Here is a 16,535-nt window from a genome sequence, read left to right on the forward strand (position 1 = left end):
GCGTATTGTTGATCTGTCTATTCGTCAGTTATTCCCGGATGCTGCTGACCATTGATCAGCTATACTATCTGTCGGGCATCACAGCCGGGATCGGCGTGTTCTCCTTCGTCCTGCAGCATCTGCTGACGCGGCCGGTGGAGAAGTCCATTGCCCGGATTACGGAGCAGACGGTACGGATTGCCGAGGGGGATTTCCACACCGAGGTCCCCACCATCGGCCCGCACGAGTTCAAGCTGATGGCCCGGCAATTCAATGAGATGAGCAGTAAGTTAAAAGAGAGCTTCGACCATCTCCACCAGTCCGAGTCCGCCCGGCGGGAGCTGATCGCCAATGTCTCCCACGATCTGCGGACCCCTCTTGCCTCCATTCAGTCGTTCGTAGAAGCGCTGGAGGATGATGTGATCAAGGACGAAGAGACCTTCCAGCGGTATCTGAATACGATCCGGCTGGAGACGAAGCGGCTGGCGGGGCTGATCCAGGACCTCTTTGAACTATCCAGCCTGGAGGCCAGCGGCGGAACCTTCGACCCGCAGCCCTGCCATGCGGATGAGCTGCTGATCAGCACGCTGGAGAGCTTCTCCTTCCATCTGGCGGAGAAGCGGCTGAAGGTCGAGATTGAGCTGCCGGAAAAGCTGCCCGCGGCCCTGATGATGCCCACGCAGATTAAGCGGGTGCTGTCCAATCTTGTGCAGAATGCGGTTCAACATTCTCCTGAAGAAGGCCATATCGTGCTGTCCGCCGCCGAGGAAGGCCCGTTCCTGCGAATCGCTGTGAGCGATGAGGGTCAGGGAATTGAAGCTGCGGAGACCTCACGGATCTTCGAACGGTTCTACCGGATAGATAAATCACGCAGTAAGAATAGCGGAGGCGCCGGACTGGGTCTTGCCATCGCACAATCCATTGTAGAACTGCATGGCGGCAAGATCGGCGTAGAGAGCACTAAAGGTTCTGGAAGCTGCTTCTGGTTCACGGTCCCCATCTACACCAGCCGGTAAGCCTTAGCTTTAGAGAAGCGTATTCATATAGGTGGTGATAGAGATGGCTGGTGATTTTGTATTCCTGTTCGGCGTCTTCGGCGCAGGGGTATTATCGTTTTTTGCACCCTGTATTCTGCCGCTGCTTCCGGTCTATGTCTCGTATCTGTCCGGAAGCCTGGCGGGCAATGTGAATCAGGGAGGGGTGGACGCAGGCTCCTTGCGGTTCCGTTCGGTATTCATGCTGCGGACCCTAATCTTCGTGCTTGGACTATCTGTGGTCTTCATCACCCTGGGCTTCGGCTCCGGCATTCTTGGCAATGTCATTTCAAGCTCCAGGTTCATTGCCGTCTGCGGAGCGATTGTCATTTTATTCGGAATCTACCAGACCGGACTAATCAAGATCTCCTGGCTCGAACGGGAAAAAAAGCTGTCCAGTCCCCGCGCAGCACGTGGCGGCTATATCGGGGCCTTCCTGCTCGGCCTGACGTTCAGCTTCGGGTGGACGCCGTGCATTGGCCCGGTACTGGCGGGCATTCTCAGTATCGCTGCCGGGGAGGGCTCCCCTGCTTACGGAGGATTCCTCATGCTGCTGTACACGCTGGGTCTGGCAATTCCTTTCCTTATACTATCCGTCTTCTCAGACTATCTGGTGCAGCGGATTCGCCGCTTGTACCGGTTCATGGGCGGAATTAAGATCGCCTCCGGCTGTATGCTGATCGCCATGGGGCTGCTGCTAATGACAGACCAGCTGAATACGATTGTGAGCTGGATTCAATAACGGGAGGAGGAATCAGGTATGAAAAAGATATGGCAGTGGTTCGGAATGCTCATGGTCATTGGCGGAATGCTCGCGGTCCTGGCCGCCTGCGGCGTCAAGCCGGAGGCAGGAGCAGGTAAGACAGACTCTGGCGCAGCTATGAGCAAGGGGAAGCCGGCTCCGGCATTCGCCCTGCAGGATCTGAAGGGTGATTCGCTGAAGCTCGAGGATCTGAAGGGCAAGAAGGTCTATGTGAAATACTGGGCCTCCTGGTGCTCCATCTGCCTTGCCGGTCTGGAGGAACTGAATACGCTGGCCGGCCAGGAGAAGGACTTCCAGGTGGTATCGATTGTAACCCCAGGCTACAAAGGCGAGAAATCCGCCAAGGAGTTCACGGACTGGTTCAACAAGCAGCCGTATGACAATCTGACTGTGCTGCTCGATGAAGACGGGACATGGGCCAAGGAGTTTCAGGTACGGGCGTATCCCAGCTCTTTTTATATAGATGAAGAAGGAATGCTGGTGAAGTCCCTCCCGGGTCATGCCTCCAACGAGCTGATTAAGGACACCTTCGCGGGAATGAGCTCCACCTCAGCTGCCGCCCCGGTTCCAGCGGTCAAAACCGCAAGTATAGCCGAGAAGGATCTGCGTAGCCTGTACCTGGCAGGCGGTTGCTTCTGGGGTGTGGAAGCGTATATGGCCCGCATTCAGGGAGTTCAGGATGTCACCTCAGGCTATGCCAACGGGAAAGGCGAGAATCCGACCTACGAGGATGTTATTCGCGGGGACCGGGGGTTCGCGGAGACTGTGCATGTGAAGTACGATCCGAAGCAGGTCACCCTGAAGCAGCTCCTGGAAGCTTATTTCAAGGTTGTTGACCCGACCAGCCTGAACAAGCAAGGCAATGACCGGGGCGTTCAATACCGGTCAGGAATCTACTATTCGTCCCCGGAGGATGCAGCTGTTATCCAGCAGGCTGTAGCACAGGAGCAGACCAAGTATGACAAGAAAATCGTAACCGAAGTCCTTCCTCTGGAGAACTACTATCTGGCGGAGGAATATCATCAGGACTACTTGGCGAAGAACCCGAACGGGTACTGCCACATTGACTTAAGCATCCTGGATGAGCAAGAGCCGGTCATCGACCCGGCCCAATACCCGCGCCCTTCCGACGCAGAACTGAAGGAGCGGTTAACTGCCGATCAATACGCGGTAGCCGTCAAGAATGACACGGAGCGTGCCTTCAGCAACGACTATTGGGATAACTACGAGGCTGGCCTGTATGTCGATATCGCCACGGGTCAGCCCCTCTTCTCCAGCAAGGATAAATACGACTCCGGCTGCGGCTGGCCCAGCTTCACCAAGCCCATTGCCCCGCAGGTCGTCACCTATGATACGGATACCAGCTTCGGCATGGAACGCACCGAGGTCCGCAGCCAATCCGGCGACATCCACCTGGGCCATGTCTTCGACGACGGTCCCGCAGACCGCGGCGGCAAGCGCTACTGCATCAACAGCGCCTCTATCCGCTTCATCCCTCTGGACCAGATGGAGGGGGAGCATTACGGGTATTTGACGGGGTTGGTGAAGTAGATTAAGCGTAGTCGTACCGATGTAAGGAGCTTCTCATACAATAAGAATCGCCCTCCACTAGCTCATAAGCTGAGCTGTGTGGAGGGCGATTCTTGTCTATTTACTTGCGCCGATCAGTGAGCTTAACCGCTCCAGCAGATCACCGCCGCCGGTGACCGAGATGGAGCCGATCCGGTCGCAGATTTTCTCCAGGAATTCCAGCTCCTTGAGCCGGAACAGCGTCTGGTTCTCGTCCATCAGCTTCGCCGTATTCAGCAGGCTGCGCGTTGAGGCTGTCTCTTCCCGGCGGGTGAGCAGGTTGGCCTGGGCTTTTTTCTCAGCGAGCAGCACAGTGTTCAGGATCTCCTTCATGTCTCCCGGCAGAATGACATCCTTCACGCCCGCCCCAAGGAAACTCACCCCGAACTCCTCCTCCTTCTCCCGGATACGGTCCAGAATGAACGTCGCCACATCCTCCTTCTGCTTCAGCAGATCGTCCAATCTCAGCGTCCCGACATACTCGCGCAGCAGGAGCTGAAGCTGGATATGAATCTGCTCATCGAAATCCTTCATCTCCAGCACGCGGTGCGGACTTACGATCCGGTACTGGCAGACGAAGTTTAGGCGCAGCGTAACCTTATCTTCCGTCATCATCTCCTGGCCGAGCAGGTCCATCTGCTGCTGTCTCAGATCGACCTTCTTGGTCAGTACCGAGACCGGTCCCTTCCAGAAATAATATTTGCCCGGCGTCAGCTCCCGCTGTAGCGTATGGTCATAGAATAGGAACCCCAGCTCGTGGCTGGCGATTTCGCAGCTCTGCAGGTGCGGCGTAAGCCGTGCGATGATCGAGCGGTCGATCCCGGCGGGCAGCTCCGGCACACGAATGTCGGTGTGTACGAAGGTGTGCTTCCTCAGCAGATTCCAATACGCATACACCCCCGGCTTCAGCAGCTGCATGAACTGACCATCCTCGTAGTGCAGCACATTCTCATGATCCTGTACACGTACCACCTCAAGCTCCCGCAGGAGATCATCATCCTGTAAAAACAGCTGCAGGTCCTTGCCCTCCACACTGAACGGCTTGGCAATATTCATGATCACAACAGAATGCTGCGACCATGAGAAATAACGGTAGGTTCCCGGCAGCAGCCGCTTCACATAACTTCCCTTATGAAAGAGCAGACCGCGCTGGTCCGCTTGAATCGTGATTGTCTTCAACATCGTATGTAATACCCCCTTCATGATTGGACCAATGGATGACAGAATCCCGCTGCGGACCCGGACGGAATCACGCTTGAGACAGCCGGTCTGCCGGGAGATCTGGGAGGACTGCTTGTGTACGGGGCTACCCCACCTTCGGGCGGTTGCGTTCACTTTTGTCCTAGCCACTGCCTCCCCGGCAGTCCTTCAATCGGTATCCACGGATTACAAAGCCCTGCCGCAGTAGCGCTACACCAGCCGCCAGGGATGCTGTCCATTGGTTTCCTTACTCAGATTGTGCTTCAATTGTGGCTCGATGGAAATCGAGTGTAACCAACGTCGCTGTGAAGGCGATCGGGGAATCGAACCCCTTAGTTGCTCTTACCGAAACGGACCGTACAGGATACCGTAACATACATGCCGGCACTGCGGGATCACCAGAGATCCCCGCCTCGTTACGCCCGCCCGGATAAGAACCGGATGCAGGATGAACGCGCTCCGCGTTATCTTACAGGGTCTATCATCGCTGATATCCGGCGGAACGAACATGGCGGAAGTATTACGATGGAAGAATAAATTTCCAGAGGGGGGGATTTTAAGAGGCATAGGAAAAAGCCCAAAGGCAGGTGGGGGAGCCTGCTTTTGGGCTTGGTTAAGGATTCGGTTTGTGTATTCCATTCGTAATCCCTGTTGTTCATGTTCGGCATGTTCATTATCGCATTGCTTAATTCCCCCATGAAGAATTAGGCCGCCCTGGTCTAAGGAAGCGATCCTATTTCAATGGATAAACTTTTGAAGCCACCGCCCTTAAAAGCGGCTATTGCTCCGAGAGTCGTGTTCGCCGCACGGCTTTCTTTTTTCATTATACTTTCTTCTGCCTATTGCACCACTCTCTCAAAATTTCTCAGTACCCCTAGCCCCTCTTCCGGCGGGCTCCATTGGATGAGTCTGCGCTGTTCGTATATTCAAAAATTTCCATTCATGGTATAATCGCTGAAGCAATAGAAAGGCTTATATGGGCGGTCGGCTAATCTCCCGGAAGGGAGGTGAAGCCTGTGGAGGTATACCAAGCATTGACGCTAATGATTTCGTTCGCGACTCTGGTTGTGTTGATTCTCTCTTTCCACAAAAAGAAATAGACCGCCCTCACCAAGGAATCGGTCTATTTCTTAACTGATATTCCGAAAGCCACCGCCCTTAAAAGCGGCTATTGCTCCGAGAGTCGTGTATCGAGCACGGCTCTCTTTGTATTCTACGTTTTTTCTGCCTTTACTATACCACAAATCATTTCATAAAGTAAGAAAATGTATAGAGATATCTATTTTCTTAGAATTACTCATTAGCCCGAGCCCACTCCTCCGGCGGGTTAAAATACCCATCGTACTCCTTAAGAGCTTCCGATGATTGCTTCCCTCTCCAATCCCGCAGCTGCACCAAATAATCCTCCCCCGCGCCCATTCTCCAGCCCATACTGAAGGGAGGAAGATCAGGATACACCATCCATTCGGGCAAAAAGAACTCGGGGCTGTATCCCGCAAGACCATCCCGAATCTCCGTCAGCAGCTTGCCCAGCATATTGCCGCCCTGCCCGTCCCCGCCGTCTCCCCAATAGGCATCATTCGAGGTATGCTCAACAAGGGTACAATCGCCTGTAGATAGCAAGATGGACTTGATCACAGAATGCTGCTCGACTTTGGCAATCAATGCCTCCCGCATCACCTGAACCTTGCACTCCTCCCAATCCGGGCGCAGCGGCCGATTCCGCTCCCGACCCATCCTGGCTGCGATCATAGGCGTACTGGCGAGCCGGATCTCCTCTTCATGCTCAGTCCCTGCGAACTTCTGCGCCTGAAAGTAATGCTCCGATGTCGCCCACTCTTTGCCTTTTAACAGAATCGGATACTTCGCAAAATTAGAAAAACAGCCGTAAGGCTTATCCGTTTCATAGAAGCGTATTATGCGCGCCTCTGGCTTAGCCGATAACCATTCCTTTCTATGTTCATCGTGCAGCTTCTGAATGTGTTCCGGGGTGTCCATGGCAGGCCTGGCCTCCTTGTGTTTTTTACTTAATCCGTGAATTGAAAATCACATAATCCGGCGCTGTGGGCACATTGATTGTGAATGACAGAGCTCCTGCCTTAGGCGCCTCCTTCAAGGGGCCTGGAAGCTGCCGGACAACGGCCTGACCCTGGCTGTTCACAGCAACGAACTCCAAGCTGGAAGCTCCCTTGGGAATGACAAACCCGGAAGCATTAATCACGCTCAACGCCAGCCGGAAGCCTTTCCCGTCGGCAGACTGTGTAAGCAGAGTAGGGTAAAAGGGATTCTGGTGCTCTCCAGGCACATTTCCAAACGGAGTCACGCTCTGCCAAGACTTGGCCTGCGGCAGCACCGTGTCGCCCCGTCCCTGCACCAGCAGTACATTGCGGTTAAGCAGGTTAGACATGTTCTCCCATTTCAGCTTTTTCAGCCCGGTGAGGATCGGATTCATGGGTGCAAACAGCACGCCCTCCCGCAATTGCGGGGCTGTCCCCAGTGCTATTGAAATGCCGTCTTTGTTCACCGCCGTGGCCTGCCCGGCCCGCAGCTGCCCCACGCTCTCCCCAAGAAGCGAGATCGTAGAGCTTTTGGAGGCGGCATCATAGGTCAGTTGTGCACCCAGCGCCCCTGCAAACGCACGGACAGGTACCATTAACTTGCCTGCCTCGATATAGGGAGCCAGCTTGCCCGGAAACAGCACATATTGATTGTTGATCAACAGCGGCCTGATCTGGTTCCCCACTACCGGTGCTGCCTGCGCCGGGGCCCCTGTATGCACGAGTGGCAGCAGACCAGCGCACAGCAGCATAATCAAGGTTTTCATAGCGAACCGAAAGAATGGACGTTGGCTATGATTCATAATTCATCAACCTCTCCTTTTTTTCAAACGAATCGAAATGTCTACGCTTCTCCAGGTCTCTATCAAATATTCCTAACCTCCACCACCCGACCCAAATCCACATACTCCTCATGATCCAGTCTCACCTTCACCCGGCCCTTGCGGCGCTTCTCCCGCCATTCGCGCAGTTCGGTCTCGGTATCCAGACGAAGCTCGGCAATCTCCAGGGCCCGGTCCAGAATATACTTGCTGGTATGGAGCACCGTGAGAATCCCTTGCCCTCCTAGCGCAATAGGGTCAGCTAACCTCTTCCATTCTTCAATGGTGAACCGGACATACAGGTCCTCTTCTGTACCCGGACGGCAAGGTACCTCGGTAATCTCCTTACGCCGCAGCACCTTCCAATCCGCTACCCTGCCTACCCAGTGAATGCCTGTTTTGGCCGGATCAATGAACTTCTTGCGGGATTGGCACATTGCGATGTATTCAATCTGGGTCAGCAGCTTCTGGCTGGCAAGATTCTTAAGCGGCATATGATAAAAAGCGTTCCGCACCGCCACCCCAATCTGCTCCGGCCCCCGGACAGAACCGGCTAATACATTCTTACCCGCCAGCTTATCGGCATAATACTCCTTCGTGCCGCGCGGGCGTGTCGATCGTTCGTAGGCTTTCTCCGGGCTGTCGCGGATAATCTCCTCCAGGAATTGCTCCACCAGACCTGTAGCATTCGGCAGGAACGGGAAGGCACCGATGTTGAGCAGCTCAATGCTGCGGTAGAACTGATGGCTCTTGAACCGCTCCTCATCCGGGTAAGGGAATAACACATAGGCCCCGAACATGCTGCGCTCATACTCCCCCGAGCCCTGCTCCTGATACACAATCGCGTCCCGGTAGCGGTGCATCGTATTAATGTCGTCCTCCTCCGGCCCGGGCTGCCCGTACCTTTTCTCATAGGGGGTGTCGGGATAGGCAGGATTCAACCGGTACTTCGCGTCAAAAACATACTTATACTCCTTCACCTGCCCCGCATCCTTCTTCTTCAGCGTAAGCACATTGTCCGGGCGCTGGCTCAGTGTCGGCGTCTTATCCCTCTCAGGAATCGCGTTATAGTACAGGATGAATTGCTCCCCATTGACCGGATTCTCATACACCATCCTAGCGCTCTGCGAACGGTCCAGCGTCACAAAGATCCCGCTGCGGTTCACCCGGATAATATCCTGCTTCACCAGCTTATACTTCTGCCCCAGCAGCTGATTCAGCTTGAGGAAGCACCAGTACTCATAGAGCTGCGCGACATCCTTCATGGATAGGCGAAGGAGATCGCCTTGGATCGACAGCCCTTTGAGCAGCATGAGATAGCAGCGGTACACCTCCCGGTAACCAGGAGCCATTTGCAGCACCAATGTCACGGACATCTGCTTCAGCACACCAGCCTCACGCACAAAGTCCATTTGGAGCACCCGGCCGATCTGCGTGAGCATAGAATCCAGCCTTGTAATCAGCAAAGGGTCGGATGTTCGGCTATTCTCTCTCCAGCGGTTCTTAAGACTCTTCAGCTTCCCGTGAATCCTCTCCAGCATCCAGCGGACCAAACGGTTCTCATTCGTATCATAGGCGAGGCGCTTCCGCGTCTCCATCAGGTGTGTGGCCGTGTAGCTTCGGTTGTCAATGCTTAAGAAGCCATGCTTCGCGTCCTCCCTTAACCGTTCAGGATGCTTGGCGAGCTCGCGGATGTTCTCTTTTCCGGCTTTTTTGACCCGGCTCGCATCCCTTAGACGGCGGTCCTGGAGCAGCGCATAGTTAGGGTTCTTGTTAATCCGCTCCACGGCCTCCAGCAGCTGTCTGAAGATATGCTGGAGGATCGCGAAGAATTCCGTCAGGCTCTGATGCTGCGTCTCCCGCAGCCCGGTAAGCTGGTAGGTGCGGCGCAGGAAGTCGAAGGCCAGATTATAGATCTGCGCATTCACTTCATGCAGAAGGTTCTGGTAATCCAGCTTGTAATCCATTTTCGAGGGGAAAATCTCCATCTCCACCCGCAGCAGCGTCCTCCCGTCCCCCCGAATCTCCCATTCCGTCAGTCCGACCTCATTCTTGAAGTTCAGCACGCCCGCCAGAATCGAGTCCCCCAGCGGCTTCACCGCCTGCCGGAGCAGCACATTCTCATGATAGAACGTAAGGTTCGCCGCCCCCTTAGTCTGAAGCACAAGCTCGTAAGACTGCGTCTCATAAAAGCAAGGACAAGCCCTCTCCCCCGGCACCCAATCCACCAGCCCATAGGCTTCCGGCGAGAACACCTTAATCTGCACCTCACCCAGCCGCTCCGAACAACTTATGCCAAGCGTGGCCTCCACCCACTCCTGCTCTGTAGAACGATGCAATTGCAGCGTCTCCACCGTAGGATGATAGGGCTTCCCCAGAAGATACAGCGTGAACAGCTCCGTCTCCACCCGCAGCAATTCTACCGCCTGATCACGAGAGCCAGTATGAGGTGAATCCATCTTCCTCCAGCCTCCTCAGCATGTAAGCCAATTTGCGGGCGCTCTGCGGATGCTTCACCCCAGGCGGCGTCTGCCCGCCAGCCCACTTCAGATAGAGCGGAGAAGCATCCTCCATGAGCGATTCGATATTCACGGCTAGTCCGGTACCATTCCCAATGGCCTCCTTCATTAAGCCCAGCAGGACCCGGCGCACTGAGGAATGACTGCCTTGAATGCGCGGGAGAAGCTTTTGCAGGAGCTGCCAGTCGAACGCCTCTTCCTCATCCATCAGGCCATACCGCTCGTTATAGATCATATAGAAGCAGACCGCATCCCGCACCCGGAACCCCACATGGGCATGAATATCCTCCAGCAGCGCGTTGATCCTAACCAGCCTTCCGGTCGTCCGCACCACAAGCTCCTGATGAGTATCGTAGGCATCGGCCAAGAATAGGTAATCGGAACGGAGGAACAGATGATTCAGCTCCGCCAGCTCAGCGGCACCGTCCGCCTCCTGCGTCATCGCCTGTGGATACTGCTGCAGATTGATGTAATTGAACTCCAGGGTGCTGGCGCGGTCGAGGACTTTTTTGCTAAAAGGGTGTGTGGTCTCGTCCATATTCACCGTCCCGATCAGGAACACATTCTCCGGGATGCCCAGGCCGCCGTACTTCAGCTCATCCTCAGGCGTACCCAGCATGGCAGCAGAGATCAGCGCCTGCGTCTGAATCTCTCCCTCCCGCCACTCCTGCGTCTCCAGCACACTTAACAGATCGCTGAAATAATGCTCCACGCGGGCCAAGTTCATCTCATCCAGGCAGATCAAATACGGCTTGTGCCGGTTCTCCGGCTGCCGCGCCTCCATGAACACCTGCGTCACCGGCCCCGGCTGGAACCGCCCCGCCAGATCCTTATACCCCAGCAGATCCGCAGGATCACTCCAATCCGGCCGTACCGGAATTAACGTAAACTGCCCATCATCCCGCGTCGCCCCCAGCGCCTCTGCAAACAGCTTCACCAGCCGCGTCTTCCCCGTCCCCGAGATCCCCGCCAGAATCACGAACGGCTTCGCCTTCAACGACAGGTAGAAGTTCTCAATCAGATGCTCCGGGAAAAAGAAGCCCTGGCGGCGGATGTGGGATTGGATGTGGTGGAGGATAGAGGGGATTTCAGCGTCTTCAATCGGCTCAGGTACGGATTCGATATGCTCTGTCACTGACTCTACCTCCAGAGTGCTTGCCGTTTCATTAAGTACATGCTCTTCAACGTAGATGCGATAATCTTCCACTACGTTCTGTAGATCCTGTATCAATGTCTCATCCGAAGGCACTTTACCACGTTCATACTTTATGTATGCAACCGTAGATGCCTGATAATCCTTCCCTCGGCCATGGCCCAGGAGCTGAATATTCTCGTCCTTATTCATATTTGTGAGAGGAATGAGCTTACGAATTTCTTGGGTTTTATTGCGTAGGTAGGTATACTTATCGTCGCTCCCCTTCTCCTTCGGTGTAATTGTTACTCCTTGAGCAAATGATAGATACACAGCACTCATATCTTCCGCAAAAAGATAGACGACATACTCACCGCTCTGCGTGGTACTAGTAATTCTTTTATCTAATATGGAGAACCAAGGTACATCCGCCCATTTTCCCTGCCCAATAGAGCCTTGAATCTTATAGTATTCTTCATTCAGGAAAGGCAACGCTCTTAGCTCAGATGGAATCGTCCTGCGTAATAAGATGCCTAAGGAATGATCCTTAAAAGGTTCTCTTTTGGCCTGAACATAATGCTCCATAATATTCTCCAGGTGTTTTTTCAGAGAGAACTGTTGCATTGCCGCATTGTACTTGTGTAGCTCTTCTTGTGCCAGATTCTCAAGTTGAGTTAGGCCAGCCTCTCCGAGTTTATGCTTCACCTCTGGATTGAAACCAATTGAATTATCCTCATTATCAACCGAAATTATTTCTGAAAGCACCTTAACAGGTGTCGTCAAAATAGCATTAAGTTGGCCTTTTGTTATCTCACTCCACCGGGAGTGATAGCGGGAAGGTGGCTCATCCACCCTATGGCCATTGTCTTGTTGCTGTATATAATAACCCAGAAATCGCTCCTTCACTTTATCAAAGGCCGCTCTCTCTTGATTAGTATTTTTCAACTCTTCAATTAAGGATAAGACAAGAACCATCTTGTATGATTTTTGTTTTTTCTTGAAAATTTGACTAATGGATTCTGGTAATGTCATGTTGATCCCCCAATAGGCACATTTAATTTCAAGCGAAAGTGGCTACTCCGTCACTTCAATTAGGAAAGTTCGATCTCTAAAGGCTCCACGTTCCTCAGCTTTCTTGGCGCGCACCTTCTCTAGATCCTCTGGCAGGATCTTATGTAATTGAGCAAGAGCATGGACTACCTCAAGAATATCGGCCAACTCTTCCACCGCCTCTGCATCACCAGCGGCTTGGTTATACTCTTCTACCTCTTCACGAAGCTTCTTTTTCAGTTCAGAAACATAGGATTCATACTCTAAGGTGATGCAGTTAGAGTTCTTACCTGTACTTTGGATAATCTCAGGGATTTTGTCACGAACAAGCTTGTTGTAGATCGGCATTTCATTCAGCCCCTTTTCTTGATTTTATCTATATGAAGCTTACGTATTTCGGCATCGGTGATGTTAGCCTGAACCAGACGATCATATATGGTTTGGAGATGTGCCGCAGAAATAGGAGGCTCAGAGGTTCCCGCCTTCAAGCTGATCAGCTTCCTAGAGATAAATTCACTTAATTCGACATCATAGACAACCAGTTCGTCCGATTGAATCTTTCGCAGCTCCGGGTCAATGCTGAACCTACATCTCATCGTGAATGAAATCATAGAGATGTATTTTACAGCGGCTACGTCTTTTATAAGACCCTCAATGGCCTTGATATGCCCATAGTTCTGCTTCAGCGGATTATACATCTTGTACCGGTTACTCACCGACCATTGCTGATCCGCCCGCCCACCTTTAATTTCTCCATTGTAGTTTTTTGTCTCAATAACAAATACGCAATATGGGGAAATAACAACATGATCAACCTGGGCATAACCTGTTCTGGATTTGGGATTAGGGAGCAGCAGATCGCTTAAGAATTTGCAGTCCTTAGGTAGCTGATCAAGCTGAATGTTAATTTTATGCTCGCCTAGTTCACCAATTCGGGTGGGAGCAACCTTGGGTTTAGGCTTTGGAGCATGTGCCTTGTGCGCAGCCTGTTGCGGCTTAGTGTCTGACTTTTGGAAGAGTTTCTTTAGTTCTCCAAACATAGCCCAACCTCATATCCTCTGGATTTACAATATGTATGGTAATTCGACAATATGGGAAGGATTCCCTCCCATTAATGAGCATAAGAAAAGGACTGTCGCGTGGACAGCCCAAACGTGAATATCCTTATGTTGTCTATTGTGCTTACTCCGAGAGAACAGAAGGAGCATTAAAGGAATGTGCAAGCTGCATTCCATCCTTAAGGCCTTGAAGATATAGGCGTTCATAAAGGACGGATTGCTTTACCAGGAGTTTATTCTCCCAATCCTCAAATTTCGGCATACGTGCGATATCTAAGGAGTCGAACAACGCCTGAAATGCCTCACTCTCTTCTTCAAAAGCTTGCCTAGGCTCGGACTCATATTCTATTTGTGCAGTCACCTCATTTAGTCGACCCTGAATTGTTTGTATAAACCACGTTGGAAAACTCACCACATCTCCCCCTGGACAGAAGTTTAAATGCAAAGCCTCTGAATTTCCGTTCCTTTCTTGATACATCTGATTAATAAGCTCATCCACCCTGCGACTCTGAGCCTGAAGCGCCTCATTAGTGCTTAACGGAACCCCTTCTTCCAGTAACCTCTGCCCGAGTTCATTCAGTCTTTGCTTCTCCTCCTCATACTTGTAAATTAGATTTTGCATTGTACCCTCACCTTTCTGTCAAAGCTATGGTAGTAGACGATGTATAGACATTTTAATGCGTTTATCGGTTTATTTCATTTTAATTCGATATCCGCATTAAAACAACTCCTACCTCGCATACAATTTGGTTAATATTGTGAGGTGACATGGGAATGAGACATCGCAAAGAGCCCCCAGGTGACAAAAACATCATCGGGAGCCGAGTCGTAGCAATTCGCAAAGCTAAGAAAATGAAGCAGAAGGATTTTCTTGCCCGGTTACAAACCTTTGGTTTGGATATCAGCCCGACCAGTTTATCAAGATTGGAAGGTCAGCATAGACTTGTCCAAGATTATGAGGTGGTGGCTATTGCGAAGGCGCTGGAGGTTACGGTTGGAGAGTTGCTGGGGGAAGGATATTCCTTTGAGTGACCGCTCAGTTATTATAGCTAACTTATCAAATAATAAAAAATCATACCTGCCATACATAACATAAGAACCATTTTCTCTAAAAGATTGCTTTGTTATCATTCATTTTCTTTTACTTATGAGTATGGCACGATAGGAGTATACATGCTAACAGCAATTGCATTATATAAACGTATCGGTATTCTAGCAAAAGTAAATGCACAGAATCCAGAAATTACTGATAGATTTATTGAATTACACCAAGTGTGCCGTAACATATTGAGTTCCGTAAACAGGGTGCCTTTACTATCTTTAATCCCAGAAAAGCGATACTTTGTCTTTCAAAATGAAAAGAAAAATTCTAGGGCAATAAATCTTGATCTCTTCCTTGAAGACATATCAGCAGTAGAAAATACCATTAAACATTTGATAAATAATGAATTAGGCAGCACTTCTCCCGAAGAAATTACCAAGGCATTGTATACTATGGCTATTAGTTTTTGTGCTGTTATTGACTTAGGCAAGAGTGGTGATCAGAAAACTCCAGGTACTTTTTTTGAATACTTTGCTAGTCATTGGTTTGCACAGACACTCTTAGTCCAGCCCCAAAAATCAATTCGTGTCTTAAATTTGGATAGAGATGCTTCACTACCCACTGATTACATTTTTGACCTGGGGGATAACCGCCCTAAGATTCACTTGCCAGTTAAAACTTCAACTAGAGAACGAGTAATTCAAGTCTGGGCTCACCAACGCGTCTTGGATGGAGTTTATGGAACTGGAAGATTCTTAGGTATGTTAGTGTGTTTATCGGAGACAAAGACAGATCAAAAAAAGCTCGAAGTGACCGACATTTGTCTCCCTGAACAATGGCGGGCATATCAGTTGTTTATTGCCCAGTTGTATCGCGTTTATTATTTAGATGCACCTAGTAAATACTTAGCACTCAATAATGTATTTCCACCAATCAACGTTAAAACGCTTGGAGAATTCTTTTACGAGGTACACAGTTTATTTAGAAATGCATAGTGTAAAAAAGGATCCGCCTTTGAGGCGAATCCTTTTTTATTGCTGCGCAGCTGCAACTTCAAGTATGCCTTGCTTTACTTCGGACGAACCGGAACGGTTCTCGTCTTCAATCATTAATGTACGTAATATCTCCGAACCAATCGCTTTAGCCAGTAGGGGGGGGACCGCATTACCAATTTGATGTCTTACTTCATGTCGATTTCCTGAAAAGCGATAATCTAATGGAAACCCTTGAAGCAATGCTGCTTCTCGCGGAGTTAATGGACGATTCTGAAGAGGATGTCCATATCTACCGCGAGTATAGCTATCAAAGCCACCAGTTATTGTTGAAGCTTGTCCATCCCATCTAAGACGACCATAAACATCTGGCCATCCACCTTTAGAGGTATCGGCATTTTTGTGGCATTCTAAGCGAAACTCCATAGGGATATCTCTCCATCCGCCACCCTGTGGAACAAATGAAAAGCGCTTGATATTCATTGCTGAAACGTTCGCTCTTTGATGGTTAGCTATATCTGGATGTTCAATTCTGTGATCTTCAGGTGGCTCTGGTAAATCCCTTAGAACTTCACCGACAGTCTTCCAAACATTAACAGTTGGTTGTGGAATTACAAATGGTGCAGTGATTTTTTTATGTTTTCCAACAATGATAAACCGTTCTCTGGTTTGTGCCAACCCATAATCCGCCGAATTATAAATATGTGGAAATAATATATAATCCTTCAGTTCCTCTTTTAAAGCTTCAATGAAAAACAAACCGCGCTTCTGTCCCAACATTGCAACATTTTCCATCAGAAAGAACTTAGGTTCAAGTTCTTTTACCAAACGTACAAATTCCAGAACTAATTTATTTCTTTCATCGTCTCCCAAATGAGCTCCGCGTTTTTGTTTAGAAAACCCTTGGCATGGAGGCCCTCCAGCGAATAAATCAAGCTCTCCACGTTTTATACCTGTATATTCCATCAAGTAATCTCCCGATAACCTTGAAGCATCTGCAACAAAGACTTTATCTGAAAGATTATTGCGATACGTCAAAACTGCTGGTTCATTAAGGTCGAAAGCAGCTCCGATCTCGAAGCCCGCCTCGTGCAATCCTAGACCAAGGCCACCCGCACCACAAAATGATTCGATGCTAGTATAAACTCTTTCCATATCGGTGTCCTCCTAATTCAACAGAATCAAATTACTTATTTTATCAAAATACCCAAGTATATCTTTTTCACACAAAACTATAAGTTGGACTTTATTATATCAAACACTGTTGAAAAATGAAACATGCGTTCTGTTTAGAAAATGTGTTCTATTTTTTCACAAAA

16 protein-coding genes are annotated in these 16,535 nt (G+C 50.5%); 7 read left to right on the forward strand and 9 right to left on the reverse strand.

Going from position 1 to position 16,535, the window contains the following annotated elements; all coding sequences use genetic code 11:
* Nucleotides 1-38: 38 nt before the first annotated feature.
* The 3 genes from C162_RS07365 to msrAB are packed head-to-tail and all read left to right on the forward strand — an operon-like array spanning nucleotide 39 to nucleotide 3,327.
* Nucleotides 39-995: a HAMP domain-containing sensor histidine kinase gene (locus C162_RS07365; protein WP_442792423.1), complete on the forward strand. Its 957-nt coding sequence runs from the start codon at nucleotides 39-41 to the stop codon at nucleotides 993-995.
* A gap of 43 nt (nucleotides 996-1,038) precedes the next feature.
* The gene (locus C162_RS07370) at nucleotides 1,039-1,755 is read left to right on the forward strand and encodes a cytochrome c biogenesis CcdA family protein (protein ID WP_036693048.1); all 717 of its coding nucleotides are present in this window, start codon (nucleotides 1,039-1,041) and stop codon (nucleotides 1,753-1,755) included.
* 18 nt (nucleotides 1,756-1,773) lie between these two features.
* A complete protein-coding gene (gene msrAB, locus C162_RS07375) occupies nucleotides 1,774-3,327 on the forward strand; it encodes a bifunctional peptide-methionine (S)-S-oxide reductase MsrA/peptide-methionine (R)-S-oxide reductase MsrB (protein WP_200869189.1) in 1,554 nt (517 codons plus the stop codon).
* Nucleotides 3,328-3,423: 96 nt separating this feature from the next.
* On the opposite strand, the gene C162_RS07380 is transcribed toward msrAB, so the two are convergent.
* Nucleotides 3,424-4,527, reverse strand: coding sequence for a slipin family protein (locus C162_RS07380; protein WP_036693050.1), 1,104 nt, complete (start codon nucleotides 4,525-4,527; stop codon nucleotides 3,424-3,426).
* A gap of 396 nt (nucleotides 4,528-4,923) precedes the next feature.
* On the opposite strand from C162_RS07380, the gene C162_RS35905 reads away from it, so the two are divergent.
* Together C162_RS35905 and C162_RS37565 are read left to right on the forward strand one after the other, a co-directional pair.
* Nucleotides 4,924-5,082 (forward strand): hypothetical protein, encoded by a 159-nt coding sequence (locus C162_RS35905; RefSeq protein WP_156949560.1) that lies wholly within the window; start codon nucleotides 4,924-4,926, stop codon nucleotides 5,080-5,082.
* Nucleotides 5,083-5,561: 479 nt separating this feature from the next.
* The gene (locus C162_RS37565) at nucleotides 5,562-5,645 is read left to right on the forward strand and encodes a putative holin-like toxin (protein WP_367272796.1); all 84 of its coding nucleotides are present in this window, start codon (nucleotides 5,562-5,564) and stop codon (nucleotides 5,643-5,645) included.
* A gap of 193 nt (nucleotides 5,646-5,838) precedes the next feature.
* Here C162_RS37565 and C162_RS37445 read toward each other — a convergent pair whose 3' ends face one another.
* The 7 genes from C162_RS37445 to C162_RS07415 form a co-directional block, all read right to left on the reverse strand.
* Entirely contained in the window at nucleotides 5,839-6,543 is a 705-nt protein-coding gene (locus C162_RS37445; RefSeq protein ID WP_063828991.1) for an NADAR family protein, read from the reverse strand.
* Nucleotides 6,544-6,568: 25 nt separating this feature from the next.
* Entirely contained in the window at nucleotides 6,569-7,405 is an 837-nt protein-coding gene (locus tag C162_RS07390; RefSeq protein ID WP_036693051.1) for a copper amine oxidase N-terminal domain-containing protein, read from the reverse strand.
* A 62-nt stretch (nucleotides 7,406-7,467) separates the two neighbouring features.
* Nucleotides 7,468-9,882, reverse strand: coding sequence for a DUF2357 domain-containing protein (locus tag C162_RS07395; RefSeq protein ID WP_036693052.1), 2,415 nt, complete (start codon nucleotides 9,880-9,882; stop codon nucleotides 7,468-7,470).
* Complete coding sequence (locus C162_RS07400) at nucleotides 9,854-11,659, reverse strand: MrcB family domain-containing protein (RefSeq protein WP_235218370.1); 1,806 nt, start codon at nucleotides 11,657-11,659, stop codon at nucleotides 9,854-9,856. Before C162_RS07400 ends, C162_RS07395 begins: the two co-directional genes overlap by 29 nt.
* Before the next feature lie 489 nt (nucleotides 11,660-12,148).
* Complete coding sequence (locus C162_RS07405; protein ID WP_036693056.1) at nucleotides 12,149-12,472, reverse strand: nucleoside triphosphate pyrophosphohydrolase; 324 nt, start codon at nucleotides 12,470-12,472, stop codon at nucleotides 12,149-12,151.
* Between the two features lie 5 nt (nucleotides 12,473-12,477).
* Nucleotides 12,478-13,164 carry a nuclease-related domain-containing protein gene (locus C162_RS07410; RefSeq protein ID WP_036693057.1) on the reverse strand — a complete coding sequence of 229 codons (687 nt, stop codon included), beginning with the start codon at nucleotides 13,162-13,164 and terminating at the stop codon, nucleotides 12,478-12,480.
* Between the two features lie 142 nt (nucleotides 13,165-13,306).
* A complete protein-coding gene (locus C162_RS07415) occupies nucleotides 13,307-13,804 on the reverse strand; it encodes a hypothetical protein (protein ID WP_036693059.1) in 498 nt (165 codons plus the stop codon).
* A 152-nt stretch (nucleotides 13,805-13,956) separates the two neighbouring features.
* On the opposite strand from C162_RS07415, the gene C162_RS07420 reads away from it, so the two are divergent.
* Nucleotides 13,957-14,214 (forward strand): helix-turn-helix domain-containing protein, encoded by a 258-nt coding sequence (locus C162_RS07420; protein ID WP_036693061.1) that lies wholly within the window; start codon nucleotides 13,957-13,959, stop codon nucleotides 14,212-14,214.
* A gap of 141 nt (nucleotides 14,215-14,355) precedes the next feature.
* The gene (locus C162_RS07425; protein ID WP_036693063.1) at nucleotides 14,356-15,219 is read left to right on the forward strand and encodes a hypothetical protein; all 864 of its coding nucleotides are present in this window, start codon (nucleotides 14,356-14,358) and stop codon (nucleotides 15,217-15,219) included.
* Nucleotides 15,220-15,255: 36 nt separating this feature from the next.
* On the opposite strand, the gene C162_RS07430 is transcribed toward C162_RS07425, so the two are convergent.
* On the reverse strand, nucleotides 15,256-16,371 hold the full coding sequence (locus C162_RS07430) for a DNA cytosine methyltransferase (RefSeq protein ID WP_036693064.1): 1,116 nt from the start codon (nucleotides 16,369-16,371) through the stop codon (nucleotides 15,256-15,258).
* Nucleotides 16,372-16,535: the final 164 nt, after the last annotated feature.

The organism is Paenibacillus sp. FSL R7-269, from assembly GCF_000517865.1.
Lineage (GTDB): Bacteria > Bacillota > Bacilli > Paenibacillales > Paenibacillaceae > Paenibacillus_AQ.